Raw genomic sequence first — 13,403 nt, 5'->3', positions numbered from 1 at the left:
CCTTTACCGGCTGAGCGCCGTTTTGACGGCAGCCGCGAAGGTGCTGGACGGTACTGCCAATGACGGTGTCGCGCTTTCGCTTTTAGAGCTGGCGACTAGGATCCCAACAATCTCCGGCTCACCGTCGCTCCCCACCCTCAAGAGAGCCGACCCAGACTCACCCGAAACCGAGCTGCACGTATGAAGCAGGAGGGCAGCGGGAGTAGAGATGGGCCTGACCGAGCAGTCCTGCTGAACGGTCAGAATGTGGGCGCGATCTCCTCGATAACCAGCTCTGACGATCCCGGACGATGCGACGCCACCTTCGCTCGCGGGCTGAACTCTGATGGGCTTGAGGTCGATCGGCTCAGCAAGCTCAATAACCGCCCAGTCCCGAGACGCCATCGCGGGCTGTAGCGGCGTGGTCACCTCAAACTCCTCACTCTTCACATAAGAGGCTGCTAGCGAGTGAGCCTTAAATTCACCCTTCGCGTAACCGGCCACAAAGTGAATGGAGGTCGGGTGAGCCCACGTGCCTCTTGCGGCATTGAAGAGACAATGAGCCGCTGTGAGAACGTGATGAGAGCCAATTAGGGTTCCGGTACATTGAGACCGGCTTCCTGCTCCGGTTATGACGTTGACACGCCCCATCGACGTAAACGGCCATTCGGAGGGATCAAGCCATTTGCCCTGGCTGATCGCAGCGGTAGGAAGTTGCAGAATGGCAGCGACCACAAAGATGAGCAGCTTCCACTGGTGAAAGGGCAATCTTCTCGCTTGCATCATGAGGCAGGTCTTTTCTCCAACGCCCCCGCAGAAGTGAGCCCGCCGCTGCATTGGTGGCGGGGCCACGGAGGTGAGCCTCCCTGTTGTGCTAGGCAGGCTGTGCGGTGGTGGTCATGCCGTACGATGTCACAGCGTCGCCGAAGTGGCGATCAATAACCCCCTTGAGGTTGTCGAAGGCTGCCTCGGTATCATTCGCGTGGTCAATTATCCGATCGATTAAGTAGCGAACGCCATCAGGTAGGTCCGTCCAATCCTCTAGGAGACTATGGGCTAAGATTGCCGCTGAAAGGACGTTTTCGACTTGCTGCGAAACGATGGTGCAAGCGTGGCCAAATTTGGCGCGAGGCGGAAGCGGTGTGCTAATTTCGGTGGTGTCGCTCATCGGGATGCCTCCGCCGCATCGGAGCGGCTCCCTTTAAATTCGCGCCCTACCGCGGAAATGTCAGCGCTAAGGCGCTTGGCGACCCATTGCGTCTCGGTAATCGCCTCCACTACATAGGCTCCGTCCTCGCCATAATCGGCACCAAGACTGGATCCGATATCGAGGGCGTGGTGGAGTCGATCGATAAGTAAATCGATCCCAGTAGTCAGTTCGACCATTCTGTCATTGAATGACTCGCGAACGGCGGTGGTGGGTGTGGTATCGGTTTGGGTAGCCTGCGGCATGGATGCACGTCCTGCTGTTGGTTAGGCTTGCCATGGTGTTACGAGCACCGTGGTGAGCCGCTTGCGTAGCAAGCGTGATTTGGGTATTGCATTAATATGGCAATGTCAACAAAAAAGGCGATACCTAAAAAGCGAGGCCGGCCGGCAACCGGTAAAGACCCATCACGCACGATTCGTCTGTCCGACGACTTCATAGAGATGGTCGACGCATGGGCCACGCGCCAGTCCGATAAACCTTCGCGCTCAGAGGCGATTCGCCGCCTTGTGGAGATCGGGTTGAAGGCGAAGAAATAGCTCTTGCGTTTCTTCCGCGTGAGCGAAGAACAACCCTGCCTCAGGAGAGGCGATCGGATAAAGACGGCGGGAAATGGAAAACAAAGATATCGCGGATTTGGCGCCGAAGCAGCTTGAACGCGTACTTAGCTTTTTTCCAAGGGTTGAAGCCAAAGCATCTTTTGCCTTCGCTGTTAATTCTGCACTGCTCGGCGTCGTGGCCGTTCACCTAGATCGGGGTGATTTCGATCAACCGCTTCAAATGATCGCGTTAGCATTTTTCGCGTTCGCGTTGGCGGTCAGCTATTACTATATCTACCGATGTTCGTTTCCCGATTTGAAGGGCGGTCACGCTTCCCTAGTTTATTTCAAGGAAATCGGAAAACTGAGAGAGACCGAATATATAAAAGCGTTCAGATCACTGTCCGACGAGGCCTACGTTGAGGATATCTTGGGGCAAGCGTGGAGAAATTCTCAAATTCTAACCGAAAAATTTCGAGCTATTAGAATCGCCTTCATAGCAACTGGCCTGGCGCTCATTCCTTGGTCTGCATTTTTGATCGGGGCTTCGGTCACACACGCCCCCGTGGCTCAGTTGGTCAAGTAGAAGATGGCCAGCAAGGAAGAGTTGCAAGCGTACGTTAAACAAACCTTTTCAATCCAAACCTGGCAGGTGCAGCAAGGCCAAGTGGTGCCGATTACAAAAGATCTTCCGCTCCACAACACTGCAAGGCATTTCCCACTTGTAACTTTCCTCTATGCAGATCTGGACCGGTCCACAAGCATGGTCGAAAGTCTGAACTGGGCGCAATCGGCGGAAATATATAAAACCTACCTATACTGCGCATCTCGTTTGATCCGGCATCACGAGGGCCAGATTGTATCCTTTGATGGCGATCGCGTCATGGGCGTCTTTCTCGGAAATTCGCAATCGACAAATGCAGTGAGATGCTCCTTGCGAATAAATTGGGCGGTCATTCACGTCATACGCCCAGCTTTCCAGAAGCAATACCTCAGCCAATTCACGATCAATCACACCGTTGGGATAGATGCTAGCGAGACGCATTGCTGCCGGACCGGAGTCCGCGGTGATAATGATCTAGTCTGGATAGGTAGCGCAGCCAATGCTGCAGCGAAATTAACATCCCTAAGTGATGCTGGTCCTATATGGATAACGGATACGATTTATGATTGCGTTCACCAGCAGGTAAAGGTATCTAGCGGTGGTTCAGATATGTGGACTCAGTGGAATTGGCCTGCCATGGGCAATCGCAGAATCCATAACTCCACTTGGTGGAAACCCCTTTAGAATAAATACGGCGCCAGTGCGCCTTTGACGGGGCTTCCTTTCACTGCCGGGGCCTTGCCTCGGCTACTGCGCTCCCGCCTAACCGGACGATGCGGCGCGCCTGCATCCGGAGCCGACTGTCCGGCTGAGCCCTTGGGCCGTAGCGGAAGCTGGCGCGAGATCGCTAAACAGCCTCAGTCAGCTTTGCGACGACGTTGGACAAGGCGATAAACCCCATAGGCAACGAGCATGGGAAGCCCAGCGGCACCCATCAACGGCCCTGGAGCTCCATGAACGCCTCCATGCGTCCAAGCGAGTGGTGATCCTCCCTGGAAGGCGTCCGCCATCCCACCATGATACTAAACATACCCTGTCGCGCCGGCAGTCATTATGGCCAGGATACAGGCAGAGACTTTGGTGAATAATGCAAGCATCTCACGTCCCTCCTGAAAAGTTGCATTAACAATCTGGAGGAGGAAATTCAGCACCGAGGAAAGATTAGCCGTGGGACTTTCAACGCGACCTAAAGAAAGGGCGCGAACTCAAGCGCAGGCACCGGCATGATCGCTTCAAGCATCTAGCGCGCGACGCGTATTGGTCGGCTGTGCTCGCTCTTCTATTTGCGCTTTTTGTCTGCGCGAACTCTGGGTGACGCGATCATGGCTGACGTCACTTATCATGTTGCCCTGCCCTTCGCGAGTGGACCTTCATTCCCGCGTCTTAGTGAAGATGTTTGCAGGATACGTTGAACGCCCTGCCAAACCGTGGCCTAGGCCGGCCAGTATGATTGGCAACGCAGCCTCATAGTCCAACCGTCGATATTCCAAAAGGGCTTCGGCGAGATTGCTTACCGCGCACCAATTATTTGCAACCGTCGACAACGCTTCTTCGATCAGCGATTCTCTAGAAGGAACGTCACAGCCAAACCGTTGCAACTCCGCTAGCTGCTTAATGGCTTGATGAGAATCGCAGTTGCCCGCATAGGTGCTGCTCTCCAACCATTCAGTTAAATTTACACGGAGTGCGAAAAGAATGTCCGCTGCCTCTTCGCCCTGCTCAAGATCAAGTTTCTCGATTAACGTAAAAAGACCTTCAGAAGCGGGACCGGCAATCGAATCAATGATGTCCCAGCGCAACCATTCGTGGTGATGCCGTTTCGTTTCAAATGTTATCGGCCCAATGCCTTCCACAAAACCTGAAACTTCTCCGGCAACATTTTTGCAACCACTGGCATAGATTTCAATCGCTTCGAAGCACTTGGACTTAAACCCTCTCGCCCGCGCAGGCGCAAAAAAATCCGGCGGCCGCAAAAAATGATTCGCGCTTTGCCAATTTTGGGCGCACACTCGCGCGCCATCCCTTCGCATACGACGAAACGCTTTGTCGCGCTCAGCCTTCCTCGCACGGAAAGGAACAGCCGTCATGAGCCAGCATCTCCGCGTCAAGCACGATAAGACGTTCCAAGAGCGCCTCGACGAAGAGGCGCATCGCCTCCTAGAGGAGGCCGAGAAAACCCCTTCCGAAGTGTACCGAGACCTCCTCATGCGCCGCGTCAGCCAGATCGAAGTGGCTTCGCGCAAGGAGAGATGGGTCGCGTCGCCCGAACTGCGGCGGCCGACATGACGGACCCTTCCGAGGCCCCGATCATGCTCCGCGGCGCGGACACTCCCAGATGGATGTCCGAGCAGAGCGTTGAGAGATACCGCGCGATGGCACACGAGTGCCGCGCCTGCGCCGAGCATGCCCGGTATGAGCTCGATAAGCAGGCATGGCTGAAGCTCGCCGCCGACTGGACCGCGCTCGCCGAGCACGCGCTGCGGAGGTCTCCCGATGGGTAAGCCTCACGGAGCAGCCGCCCGCCCGTGCGTCCCTTCCCCGCCACGTCAGCCAACATCCGCGCTAGTTTCAAGCAATTCGACAGAAATGTTGCTTCTGCTGGAACATGTTTGCGTCCAGCGCGTTACCAATCCGGATGATACAATGAGGAGAGATCTTCAAAAATATCATTTCAAGCCCCGTCAATTACTTCGGTAGTTGGCGGGGTTTTTATTGGGCCGCCCTTGAGCGGGTTGCATACGCAGGCGAGCGGTGGGCGCTCAGTTGAGGTGGTTTGGCTTGACGCTAACGCGAAGGAAATCTGAAAATGGCAGAAAAGATCGCGTCGCGATCGCCACTAATAAATTAGCTTAATCCACTCTACGACCTCACGTCGTTGTCATTAGGGCGAAGTTTTGCCGCCGCCTTAAGAGCCTCGATCCGCGCCGGACCGCTAGGCAGTTTGTGGGCTGCATCAATGGCCTGGATAGCTCGCGTTTCGCGCTCCAACACGTCGTCCGGAAATGGTTCCCGCTTTTTCATGATACCATTCCTTGAATTGCATCGGCTGGATAAACCACGCGGCCCAGAAACGTTCCGCCAGCCACGCCGGCGCCGAGCGCCGATATGGCCTGCGTTCTAAATGGAAGGACGTCGGACAGCGATTGTTAGATGACGACCGCCAGCAACGGACGGAGCGTCGCTCGACGATGCTTTTAGACTAATAGCCGTGGGACTTTCACCGGTAAGCCATGCTTAAGGTGAAAACCAGAAAGACCGTGAGTAAGCCTCCAGCAACGAGAACTCGATTAAGCAACATCATTAGGGCCTCCCGAGATCGGATCGGTCCCCATTAGATACTACTCGAATGTTCTAGCTCACGCCATTCACGGCTTCGGGACTGAGATCACCGCCCCGCCGGCCTTCTCCCAAACTTAAACACAGCAACCGGCTCCCGTAACTGTGGCAACCCCTTCGGCCGATCCGGATAGATAAACTCTTCGCCGCGTAGCCAGCGCTCGTCGAAGCGCTCCCAAAATTGAATCGCGTCTAACTGCACAGCGAATTCGTAGACGCGCCACGTCGGTCAGTTCAAAAGCCATTCGGCGTAAGGTCGCGCAAATGAGGTTCAAAGACGAGCAAGTAATCGATTCAGTCGCCAAAGCTGTCCTCGCAATTTTAGAACTTCCTCTAAGCTTGGAGAGAATGCCCGGTTACCGCAAAAAGGTTCTCACTTGCATGTGCAGAGAGCTTGAGAATTTTTTGATTCTTCGGAAATCAGTCGCCGCGCAAACAGAGGCCAATCGATTGGGGATTGAAGACCTGGCAAAGCTGAAATACTCGGATCGAACAAAAACGACGATGGGAGGAAAAGCCAGCATATTTTATTTCGAGCATGTTGTTACCGTCTCATCAATGGTTGAAGCGCTTAGCGAATTATCGCCGCCATCTATCGAGTCGGTGAAGGCGATCATTGCAAAAGCCGATGTGGCTTGGATCACAAAAGCTGAAAATAGCACACTCAACAGAATGAGTGCTCGCTCGAGACGAGTTGATCCATTACGAACCTACAAAGAGGCGGGCATAGATTTATGCCCTGACTGATTGATGCCCGATGTAACGTACTACGTGGCATTGCCCTTCGGCGCTGCCGACGACGGTCCAGAACCTCGTGAGGCTGTCGAGTGCATTAGCGCGAGCGCTGCGATAAGAAGCGCTGAGCGAATGGCGCGCACTGAGAGACATATCGGCGCCGGAGCCATCAGTCGCACCGGAGATCCGGCCGTAGGTGAGTTCACCGACGCCGTGGTGTTGAAGGCGTTCGGTAATGTGCGGATGATTTGAGCACGCTCTAGTTTGAGCGGGCAGGATCCGCTCAAACGGCCATCTCGCAATTATCGTCGTTAATGACGACGGTCGGAGTTGGATCGTACGTATACCGGTGCACGTAAAAAGATCACAACGGACGCGAGAACTGATCTAAGAATCAGAGAGCCAGGGCGGCGGCGCGATCGTCGTCATTTCTGTCGGGATACCGCTTTGAGGTCATCTTCGACCCATCGAGCTTGCACATTGCGGTCACATCAGATCCACCGAATGAACGCATAAATCTCCGGCGTTCGACAATTTTCGACGATAAACTTCGTACGCATCTTCACCTAAAACGGGAGCGATCATGCGAACATCCACATTTTTCTCAACAGTACTCGCCTTGCTTCTAGCTGGATCGCCCTTGGCGGCAGCGCCTGCGCCTTCACAGTCCCAGACGAAGTCCGAGGAAGGTGTAGCGATTCGAAGTATCCAGGTTGTTGACGTTCAAGAGTTGAAGGCGGACCTGCGCTCTAAAGTTGACGCCATCGTCGCAAGTACGAAGCAGGAGGATATGGACTCTTTGCGGAAGACCGTTGACGCAACACCCGAGGCGCTATCCGCACTCAAGGCAAAAGGTCGTAACTCGGCTCAGGTCGTAGCCATCAATATCGACAAGGAAGGCGTTTTGACCCTCTTCACAAAGGCTACCTAATTTCGTACCGGCGAGAGCGGATCGGCGTCGTCGCACATCCGCCGCGCACCAGTACGTCCGTGGCTTCGCGGTTGTGATGGTGGGGTTGCGCACACGGCGCGCTGCTAATGCGACGACACGCTAATCAAGTAGATCGTCAGGCTCTTCTTCCGGCACCCAAACCACTTTCGATGCATCCGCTGGAGTGGCGCCCATGCTCGAAAGGCACAGTCGCAAAAGCGACAATGCCTTCGTTCCAACCTCCTGCCCGCTTTGGAGGCGAGCGCGCACGATGCTGGCGATTTCTAGCAAAGCGCGGTGGCTGTGATTGAGCCACGGCAAATCAGCACGGCAAATCAGCGGCGAACTCCCGCCAAGCTATCGCCTGCGGTTCAGTCAGCCAACTCGGAGGGGCACCGAGGGCGTCTGCACTCGGCTCATTGCGCTTGTAGCGGCCAGCATTGATTAGATGCCGACCTTCCACAAGCGCTCTCGCTGAAGGCATTCGTAAACGTGACATGATTGCCCTGGGGGCTCCATTTGCAGATGCGTGTAAAAGTGGGGGCCGCCGGTCTGTAAGACGAATGGTCGGAGGGATTTGACCCAGCCCTCCACCTAGCCGAACGGCTCCGGTGATGGTTCCGGTCGCCGCACCTCCGCGACGGTGTCGACATATTCGGTGGGGCCGCGCGAGATGACCACGAAACGCAAATCGTTCGGATCGCCGCACACACCGACAACTGTGCAGGGGTGCCACACTTTCCCGCACTGGAATTCAGCGGGGTAGCTCGCGATGGGGATCATGCCTCACCAGTACTGAGCGTCAACGCGCCGCCGTTCGACCAAAGCTGGCCTGCGCCTGGATTTGACGTTGGCAAACCACTGATAACGAGTTTGCCAGCCGCGTTGATCGAGAAAGTAATGTTTCCGAAAACGATCTTGCCGCTCGGATCTAGCGTAATGCTATCGCCACCGATGTCGCGGTGAACCTTGCCACTGTAGTCGCTCAATGTTTAATTCATCTTGGCTTCGCAACGTCGACGCGCTGCGGACGCGGCGTTGTCGCTGCGGAGCGAGGCGGATGTCGTTGGGTAGGCTGGGAATCCGGTCAAGGTTATCTCTGAGAGATCAACATCCGTGATGGTCCGCAACGGCAGCCGATCTCCACCATCGTCCCATTCTTCTGCTCGGACTCGGAATCCGAACGAACATCCCTTCACGTCTTGTCGGCCAACGGTGCCGAGCGCGGTCTGCCCTTCCGGTGTCGTTGGATCAACCTCCAGGTAGAAGTAGAGACCCGCGCGGTCCTCACGTAGGGATAACGTGCCAGCCGATACGCGACCTAAGACCCGGCCAGAGTCATGAGCAAGTAACATCACCACATCTGGATTTTCCTTCAGCGTGCGCGTGAACGAACCGGGGGCAATCCTCTCGCGCCACTCGTTGAGGATAACGGTCTGATCGTTAAATCGGACAGCAAAGCCCGATATTACATTGTCAGCCACGAGATTTTGCCTCCGCGGCGTCGAGCCGCGCTTCGCGCTTTCCGAGCTTCGACTTCGACCGTAGTTCGCGTGCGATGTCGACAGGATCAGTGTTCGCGTATTTTGCTGGCTTGCCTGGCATTTTGATGTGACGTTTGCTTTTCTGACGTTTCTCTCTGGTGTTCTCGGCAGTTTCAAACATAACCTGCCTCCTTCGCGGCCCGCAGATACCTCGACAGATGACCATCGTGCCGATCGCCACAAAAGTTTGGCTGCATAGGGATTAAAGAAGTCCACGCAATATCATTCACGACAAAGTCGTCGAGCAGCGATTCGTAATCCTCTCGTGCCACCCGCAGCGCTGTCACAGCCGCAACCATTGCTTTGACCCGTTTGGTGTATTCGGGCTTCACCGCGTTACAAACTGCGACAGATGCCGGCCCGCGCGCATCAGCCAATCTGCGGCGCACGATATCCAGAGCTGACTCTATGTCGCTTTCCAACCCGCGAATTTCTGCAAGTCGCCTACGCAATGGCGCTTCTGTCTCGGGATCGTCGCCCAGAAGTTCCGCAACTCTTTGAGGCGTTCGGTGCGTTGGCTCGGGAAACGCTTTTATTTGACGATCAACTTTACGGCGCTCATCACGCAAGTTATATTGACGCTCCAGCAGATCGGCTCGCTTTGCAACAAGTGTCGCGTACTCTGGCGACATTGATTCCAGGCTGGGCACCTCGAACGGATCAATTGATTTCTTTGCCATCAGGCGGAGACCTTTCCAAAAATATCATCAAGCGTATCCGCTACAGCGGCAGCGTTGAGTTCGATTGACTTGTGATGACCGATCGACTGCCAACGTGATGGATCGGTGCCGACTTCGACGAACCGATTGACCGTGCCGTCCGGCTTTTGAATTGCGATAGCCCGCCAGTTGCAGGACACCTCGATCTTGCTTGATCGGGCCTCAGCAACGTCAGAACGTGCGTCCTCGATTAGGATTGAAACGGCGATCGGCGCGTTCGGGATTGAATCTGGTGCGCCGACTAGGCTAGCTCCGCCTGGAGTCATGCCATGGTAGGCTCGGAGTGCGTCAGCTGCGGTGTGCAGCTCCGTGTCGGCCGACAGAGTAACAATCAAGTCGAGAACTTCGTCTTCATCTAGATTCGGAGGGGCGCTGGGGGCACCGGATGGCAGAAGCCTAGCTTCCTGAAGGCGGCGCGCAATCCCGGAACTCCTGGACCGCGGGAATCCAATGCGGCGCTCGATTGCGTCGAGCGCATTGCTCAGTGTGGCCATCTTGGCCGATCTCCTATTTAAAATTTAGATTTTGCGAGTAGTGCGGCAAAAGGAGACGCCGGGATCGAACCGGCGCTGAGGTTTTGCACGTCACGTCGGGCCACATCGCTATGACCTTCACAATAATACGGTCCAAGCCCTCGGACGAGGGACTTGGCAAGAACTCTTTAGATGAATGTTACGCCGAGGCGGCGTTCGTCCCGCCAGATGACTTGACACGTCGCATCGATATCTGCACTTGGGACGCGCAAAGCAAACATTGCTGGCATCGAAGGCGCTTCCAGCGTTTGTATCGTCGCCGACGTGGTCGTTAAGTGACGGACTTTGCAGCGCATGGGAGCTCCATCCAGAAGGATCTGCCCTTGATGAATGCTGAGCCGTTCCTTGGTCATATCCGCCCCCCACAATAGCGCGTCACATTATCACTGTGTTGTGAGATTCGCGCAGTAAATGTGATAATCAGGCCAACGCCCAATTCCATCTCAGATGTCAAGCCGCCAACTTCTCAACTTCTGCCAACGCAGCTAGTGCTGCATCTTGTGCAGCCACAGCCTTCCGCTCTCCCTGCTTCGTATTACCCCAACCCATTGTCGCTGCGATTTCTCTCGCCGTCATGCCAGCAATGCTCTGGTCCAGAATCTTGGCGTGTTCGCCTAACGCTACATCAAGGCGCGGTGCGTCGATCGTCTCAACGATTTGCCGTTCAACCAAGTCGTGACCGCCTTCAACGCCACCCTGCATCGCACGCGGATAAGAGTGAACGCGGTAGGCCATAAACTCGGCGCCCTTCGCAATCGCGGTGATGTGGCGTGGAATTCGGCATGCTGGACCGAGGCCGGCATTGCGCCATGCTTCGTCGAACGAATGGCGCCCTCCGACACCAGCCCGATCTATACCAATCCTGGCGTTGTCATTCGTCACACCCATCGCTTGGACCCAATGCGCGGCGCGGAGCCGACGATAATCCTCGCCCCAAGACGGTACCGTACTACGCTGACAACGCTCCGGGAGGCCGCCGCTTCCGCGAATGGCTAGATGCCGCGCATTATCATCCTGCCGCTCCTGTTCCGATTTCCGCCGCCTGCCTTTAGGTTGCCGGAATAGCTCCGCGGTGTCATGCCAGCGATTATCGGAGCCGCGCCACTCTGTGATAACACCGTTGGCGTCGAACCGCAGGCGGGCGCACATTGGCGCATCAAGCTCCTGCGGTGCTATCGGGCCGTAGCCATCGCGGGCGCTGATAGCGTCCTGTGCTGCGAGCCGCACCATTTCGTCGGGCGACGGCCGAATTTCTGTAACGCGGTCCGCAAGTGGCTTGCCTTCCACCTCGGGCAGGTTGCCATCCGCGGAAAGCCAAGTCGGCACGACCGTGACCATGCCGTGCTTGATGATGCGTTTAAGGTCCTCTTCCCGACCGGCGCGAGCGAGCCGGATTGCAAGCGGAAGCGCCGCGGTGGTCTTGCGCGGGACGTTGTCGTTGTGATGATGCATATTGGTTCTCGACGTGACGTGATGATTTGCCCATTAGGCTTCGTTGCTGCCGGCCGTCTGCGCCGCCTGGGGTGGTCAAACTCTGTTCTGCAATCCGCGCCTGACACCGGCGTGGCAGAGGAAGACGCGACGCCGCAGAATCCGTAGGTTTTTTTGCCGGTGCACTTTTTGAAAACTTGCGGCGTCGCGTGTTTGACTGGGCCGCCGGCAAGCAGGCGATAATTCTGTAGAGATTGCTCCCGCCCCTCCGCCCATGTTTAGGTTTCGGTTTTGCACGCGGAAATGTTTTCCTTGGGCCGCCGGTCACCTACCGGATGGCTGGAGAGATCGCGGACACCCCGGTATCCTGGCTTGCACCACTTTGTCCTTGGGCGCGTACGTGGCTCGATTCCGTAGTTTAAGAGAGAGAGATTCATTTTTGTAACTACGTCTCGCACGCAAGGACAAAGTGGCACAAAGTTGCATTTCAACTACGATCACCTACTAGTTGCGGCTTCTCTAATAGCCTCGCGCACCGTCTGTCTGCGGTCAGCCTCGGCTTCAGCCCGATCTTCGAACAACGTGTGAACATACTTTCTTACCTCGTACCTCGGCGACGTTTCGTTTCGCTGCAACGGCAACGGATCAAGCCATCCAAAGGCATCGAGTTGGCTCAACACCTCAGCGGCCTGGCGTTCGTCCATACGCCGCATAATGCGATCGCCCCGACGTGCATCACTTACCGAGATCGTCTCCATCCTGTGGGCCAGGATATAGCCAGCAACGGCCATGACGGCATCGTGGTGATCGGAAAGGCCGAGCATGTCGTAGAATGCAAGTGCGTGCTTGAACAGATAACCGTGCAGGAAGGAAGCAGTTCGCCGCGCAGTATCCGCAGAAACCTCCCGCGCTGGATGAACGCTATCCGACTCGATGCAATGAAAGGTCACGACAAGGCGGGCGAAGAACGCGTCGTATTTCCCGATATGGGCCGATAGCTTTTTGCTGATCGTTTCCCAAGTCTGGACCATCGTATGATGGCGCTCTTCCATCTCCATGCGAATGGCTTGCGCCTCTTCGGAAAAACGAAGCGGAACAGCCAGGAGGCCAGCCATTGGCGCCTCCATTGCGTGAAGTCGCTCGATGAGACCGTTATAGTTATTGGCTGCAGCCGTTACAGGCTCGTCGAGTCCAACTTCAGAACCACCAAGGACTACCGGCAGGATGCGCTGTAGCAGGCCGTCGTCATGCATATCGGCAGCAATAGCCCGAATGGGCTCTGGCTGGATGCCCCCGAGCAAGCACACGGAAAGGTTCGGAATATGGACACACCTCGTCCGATACGATTGGTCGTCGTAGGGCCGCCGTTGAAGCTTTCAAGCCAAAAGGCTCTATCAGACCCTCCGGACTTTGTGCCGCCGTAGCGATCCATCGAGGCGAACCATCCGGCAAGCTCATCACGTAACAGAAGAACGCCGTCTTGGCTGTCCTTGAGCACTTCCTGCACGGACTCGACGGTTACGTCTTCAATGATAGCTCGCCGCTGTTTCGGTGTTGGTGTTTTTGCTCGCTCCTTCTTTTCGAGCGTCATATAGACCGACATTTCATCAAGAAACCGGCGGACCAATTCGCCATCGATTTGGCGAAGAGGCCGAACTGCATTTGAGATGATGGGTGTTTTCTTGGTGCTCGGATTGCCGATCAAAGCGAACCACAGGCGTGCGGATTCTAGCCAGTGCTCATCGTGCTGCTTGACCCGGAGCTTGATTCTGTCTGGAATTGCCGCGGCAGCCACAGCCAATGCCGCGACGGCGATGCCGCCCGGATCAACGCCCATCTGCTCGG

Annotated in this window: 19 protein-coding genes and 1 pseudogene; 7 read left to right on the top strand and 13 right to left on the bottom strand. The window is 55.9% G+C overall.

Annotated features, from left to right (window positions below; translation table 11 throughout):
• Positions 1-3: 3 nt before the first annotated feature.
• The 3 genes from ACZ5IL_RS13325 to ACZ5IL_RS13315 form a co-directional block, all read right to left on the bottom strand.
• Entirely contained in the window at positions 4-630 is a 627-nt protein-coding gene (locus ACZ5IL_RS13325) for a trypsin-like serine peptidase (RefSeq protein ID WP_464596904.1), read from the bottom strand.
• Positions 631-853: 223 nt separating this feature from the next.
• The gene (locus ACZ5IL_RS13320) at positions 854-1,147 is read right to left on the bottom strand and encodes a hypothetical protein (protein WP_464592104.1); all 294 of its coding nucleotides are present in this window, start codon (positions 1,145-1,147) and stop codon (positions 854-856) included.
• On the bottom strand, positions 1,144-1,431 hold the full coding sequence (locus ACZ5IL_RS13315; protein WP_464592102.1) for a hypothetical protein: 288 nt from the start codon (positions 1,429-1,431) through the stop codon (positions 1,144-1,146). Before ACZ5IL_RS13315 ends, ACZ5IL_RS13320 begins: the two co-directional genes overlap by 4 nt.
• Before the next feature lie 367 nt (positions 1,432-1,798).
• On the opposite strand from ACZ5IL_RS13315, the gene ACZ5IL_RS13310 reads away from it, so the two are divergent.
• Both ACZ5IL_RS13310 and ACZ5IL_RS13305 read left to right on the top strand, forming a co-directional pair.
• Complete coding sequence (locus ACZ5IL_RS13310) at positions 1,799-2,311, top strand: Pycsar system effector family protein (RefSeq protein ID WP_464592101.1); 513 nt, start codon at positions 1,799-1,801, stop codon at positions 2,309-2,311.
• 3 nt (positions 2,312-2,314) lie between these two features.
• The gene (locus ACZ5IL_RS13305; protein WP_464592099.1) at positions 2,315-3,013 is read left to right on the top strand and encodes an adenylate/guanylate cyclase domain-containing protein; all 699 of its coding nucleotides are present in this window, start codon (positions 2,315-2,317) and stop codon (positions 3,011-3,013) included.
• A gap of 686 nt (positions 3,014-3,699) precedes the next feature.
• On the opposite strand, the gene ACZ5IL_RS13300 is transcribed toward ACZ5IL_RS13305, so the two are convergent.
• Complete coding sequence (locus tag ACZ5IL_RS13300; RefSeq protein ID WP_464592097.1) at positions 3,700-4,416, bottom strand: hypothetical protein; 717 nt, start codon at positions 4,414-4,416, stop codon at positions 3,700-3,702.
• On the opposite strand from ACZ5IL_RS13300, the gene ACZ5IL_RS13295 reads away from it, so the two are divergent.
• Positions 4,415-4,615: a hypothetical protein gene (locus ACZ5IL_RS13295; RefSeq protein WP_464592096.1), complete on the top strand. Its 201-nt coding sequence runs from the start codon at positions 4,415-4,417 to the stop codon at positions 4,613-4,615. The two genes, ACZ5IL_RS13300 and ACZ5IL_RS13295, sit on opposite strands and share 2 nt — an antisense overlap.
• Positions 4,612-4,830, top strand: a complete 219-nt coding sequence (locus ACZ5IL_RS13290; protein WP_464592094.1) for a hypothetical protein — start codon at positions 4,612-4,614, stop codon at positions 4,828-4,830. Before ACZ5IL_RS13295 ends, ACZ5IL_RS13290 begins: the two co-directional genes overlap by 4 nt.
• Before the next feature lie 358 nt (positions 4,831-5,188).
• Here the strand turns inward: ACZ5IL_RS13290 and ACZ5IL_RS13285 are convergent, their stop codons facing one another.
• Positions 5,189-5,350, bottom strand: a complete 162-nt coding sequence (locus ACZ5IL_RS13285; RefSeq protein ID WP_464592092.1) for a hypothetical protein — start codon at positions 5,348-5,350, stop codon at positions 5,189-5,191.
• Between the two features lie 579 nt (positions 5,351-5,929).
• Here ACZ5IL_RS13285 and ACZ5IL_RS13280 point away from each other — a divergent pair.
• The 3 genes from ACZ5IL_RS13280 (at position 5,930) to ACZ5IL_RS13270 (ending at position 7,331) form a co-directional block, all read left to right on the top strand.
• A complete protein-coding gene (locus tag ACZ5IL_RS13280; protein WP_464592090.1) occupies positions 5,930-6,412 on the top strand; it encodes a hypothetical protein in 483 nt (160 codons plus the stop codon).
• Between the two features lie 3 nt (positions 6,413-6,415).
• The gene (locus ACZ5IL_RS13275) at positions 6,416-6,652 is read left to right on the top strand and encodes a hypothetical protein (RefSeq protein WP_464592088.1); all 237 of its coding nucleotides are present in this window, start codon (positions 6,416-6,418) and stop codon (positions 6,650-6,652) included.
• Between the two features lie 331 nt (positions 6,653-6,983).
• The gene (locus ACZ5IL_RS13270; protein WP_464592086.1) at positions 6,984-7,331 is read left to right on the top strand and encodes a hypothetical protein; all 348 of its coding nucleotides are present in this window, start codon (positions 6,984-6,986) and stop codon (positions 7,329-7,331) included.
• Positions 7,332-8,110: 779 nt separating this feature from the next.
• Here ACZ5IL_RS13270 and ACZ5IL_RS13265 read toward each other — a convergent pair.
• The 8 genes and pseudogenes from ACZ5IL_RS13265 to ACZ5IL_RS13230 all read right to left on the bottom strand — a co-directional run bounded on the left by ACZ5IL_RS13265 (position 8,111) and on the right by ACZ5IL_RS13230 (position 13,395).
• Positions 8,111-8,320 carry a hypothetical protein gene (locus ACZ5IL_RS13265; RefSeq protein WP_464592084.1) on the bottom strand — a complete coding sequence of 70 codons (210 nt, stop codon included), beginning with the start codon at positions 8,318-8,320 and terminating at the stop codon, positions 8,111-8,113.
• A gap of 3 nt (positions 8,321-8,323) precedes the next feature.
• The gene (locus tag ACZ5IL_RS13260; protein WP_464592082.1) at positions 8,324-8,815 is read right to left on the bottom strand and encodes an HK97 family phage prohead protease; all 492 of its coding nucleotides are present in this window, start codon (positions 8,813-8,815) and stop codon (positions 8,324-8,326) included.
• Positions 8,808-8,996, bottom strand: a complete 189-nt coding sequence (locus ACZ5IL_RS13255; RefSeq protein ID WP_464592080.1) for a hypothetical protein — start codon at positions 8,994-8,996, stop codon at positions 8,808-8,810. Before ACZ5IL_RS13255 ends, ACZ5IL_RS13260 begins: the two co-directional genes overlap by 8 nt.
• Positions 8,989-9,555, bottom strand: a complete 567-nt coding sequence (locus tag ACZ5IL_RS13250; protein WP_464592078.1) for a hypothetical protein — start codon at positions 9,553-9,555, stop codon at positions 8,989-8,991. The genes ACZ5IL_RS13255 and ACZ5IL_RS13250 overlap by 8 nt, the downstream gene beginning before the upstream one ends.
• A complete protein-coding gene (locus tag ACZ5IL_RS13245) occupies positions 9,555-10,088 on the bottom strand; it encodes a hypothetical protein (protein WP_464592076.1) in 534 nt (177 codons plus the stop codon). Before ACZ5IL_RS13245 ends, ACZ5IL_RS13250 begins: the two co-directional genes overlap by 1 nt.
• A gap of 167 nt (positions 10,089-10,255) precedes the next feature.
• On the bottom strand, positions 10,256-10,480 hold the full coding sequence (locus tag ACZ5IL_RS13240; protein ID WP_464592074.1) for a hypothetical protein: 225 nt from the start codon (positions 10,478-10,480) through the stop codon (positions 10,256-10,258).
• A gap of 97 nt (positions 10,481-10,577) precedes the next feature.
• On the bottom strand, positions 10,578-11,579 hold the full coding sequence (locus ACZ5IL_RS13235; RefSeq protein ID WP_464592073.1) for a hypothetical protein: 1,002 nt from the start codon (positions 11,577-11,579) through the stop codon (positions 10,578-10,580).
• Positions 11,580-12,055: 476 nt separating this feature from the next.
• A pseudogene (locus ACZ5IL_RS13230) lies at positions 12,056-13,395 on the bottom strand (DUF3987 domain-containing protein).
• Positions 13,396-13,403: the final 8 nt, after the last annotated feature.

The sequence above is a fragment of the Nitrobacter sp. CN101 genome, from assembly GCF_055390255.1.
The sequence above is the reverse complement of the archived record's forward strand: the minus strand, read 5'-3'. Positions and strand labels throughout refer to the sequence as shown.

Excerpts from the sequence above, each read along its gene's own strand:
- ACZ5IL_RS13275 (WP_464592088.1), top strand. The coding sequence starts at position 6,416 with ATGCCCGATGTAACGTACTACGTGGCATTGCCCTTCGGCGCTGCCGAC.
- ACZ5IL_RS13295 (WP_464592096.1), top strand. The coding sequence starts at position 4,415 with ATGAGCCAGCATCTCCGCGTCAAGCACGATAAGACGTTCCAAGAGCGC.
- ACZ5IL_RS13235 (WP_464592073.1), bottom strand. The coding sequence starts at position 11,579 with ATGCATCATCACAACGACAACGTCCCGCGCAAGACCACCGCGGCGCTT.
- ACZ5IL_RS13300 (WP_464592097.1), bottom strand. The coding sequence starts at position 4,416 with ATGACGGCTGTTCCTTTCCGTGCGAGGAAGGCTGAGCGCGACAAAGCG.
- ACZ5IL_RS13280 (WP_464592090.1), top strand. The coding sequence starts at position 5,930 with ATGAGGTTCAAAGACGAGCAAGTAATCGATTCAGTCGCCAAAGCTGTC.
- ACZ5IL_RS13250 (WP_464592078.1), bottom strand. The coding sequence starts at position 9,555 with ATGGCAAAGAAATCAATTGATCCGTTCGAGGTGCCCAGCCTGGAATCA.
- ACZ5IL_RS13270 (WP_464592086.1), top strand. The coding sequence starts at position 6,984 with ATGCGAACATCCACATTTTTCTCAACAGTACTCGCCTTGCTTCTAGCT.
- ACZ5IL_RS13315 (WP_464592102.1), bottom strand. The coding sequence starts at position 1,431 with ATGCCGCAGGCTACCCAAACCGATACCACACCCACCACCGCCGTTCGC.
- ACZ5IL_RS13240 (WP_464592074.1), bottom strand. The coding sequence starts at position 10,480 with ATGACCAAGGAACGGCTCAGCATTCATCAAGGGCAGATCCTTCTGGAT.
- ACZ5IL_RS13305 (WP_464592099.1), top strand. The coding sequence starts at position 2,315 with ATGGCCAGCAAGGAAGAGTTGCAAGCGTACGTTAAACAAACCTTTTCA.
- ACZ5IL_RS13325 (WP_464596904.1), bottom strand. The coding sequence starts at position 630 with ATGGGGCGTGTCAACGTCATAACCGGAGCAGGAAGCCGGTCTCAATGT.
- ACZ5IL_RS13310 (WP_464592101.1), top strand. The coding sequence starts at position 1,799 with ATGGAAAACAAAGATATCGCGGATTTGGCGCCGAAGCAGCTTGAACGC.
- ACZ5IL_RS13290 (WP_464592094.1), top strand. The coding sequence starts at position 4,612 with ATGACGGACCCTTCCGAGGCCCCGATCATGCTCCGCGGCGCGGACACT.
- ACZ5IL_RS13320 (WP_464592104.1), bottom strand. The coding sequence starts at position 1,147 with ATGAGCGACACCACCGAAATTAGCACACCGCTTCCGCCTCGCGCCAAA.
- ACZ5IL_RS13245 (WP_464592076.1), bottom strand. The coding sequence starts at position 10,088 with ATGGCCACACTGAGCAATGCGCTCGACGCAATCGAGCGCCGCATTGGA.
- ACZ5IL_RS13255 (WP_464592080.1), bottom strand. The coding sequence starts at position 8,996 with ATGTTTGAAACTGCCGAGAACACCAGAGAGAAACGTCAGAAAAGCAAA.
- ACZ5IL_RS13285 (WP_464592092.1), bottom strand. The coding sequence starts at position 5,350 with ATGAAAAAGCGGGAACCATTTCCGGACGACGTGTTGGAGCGCGAAACG.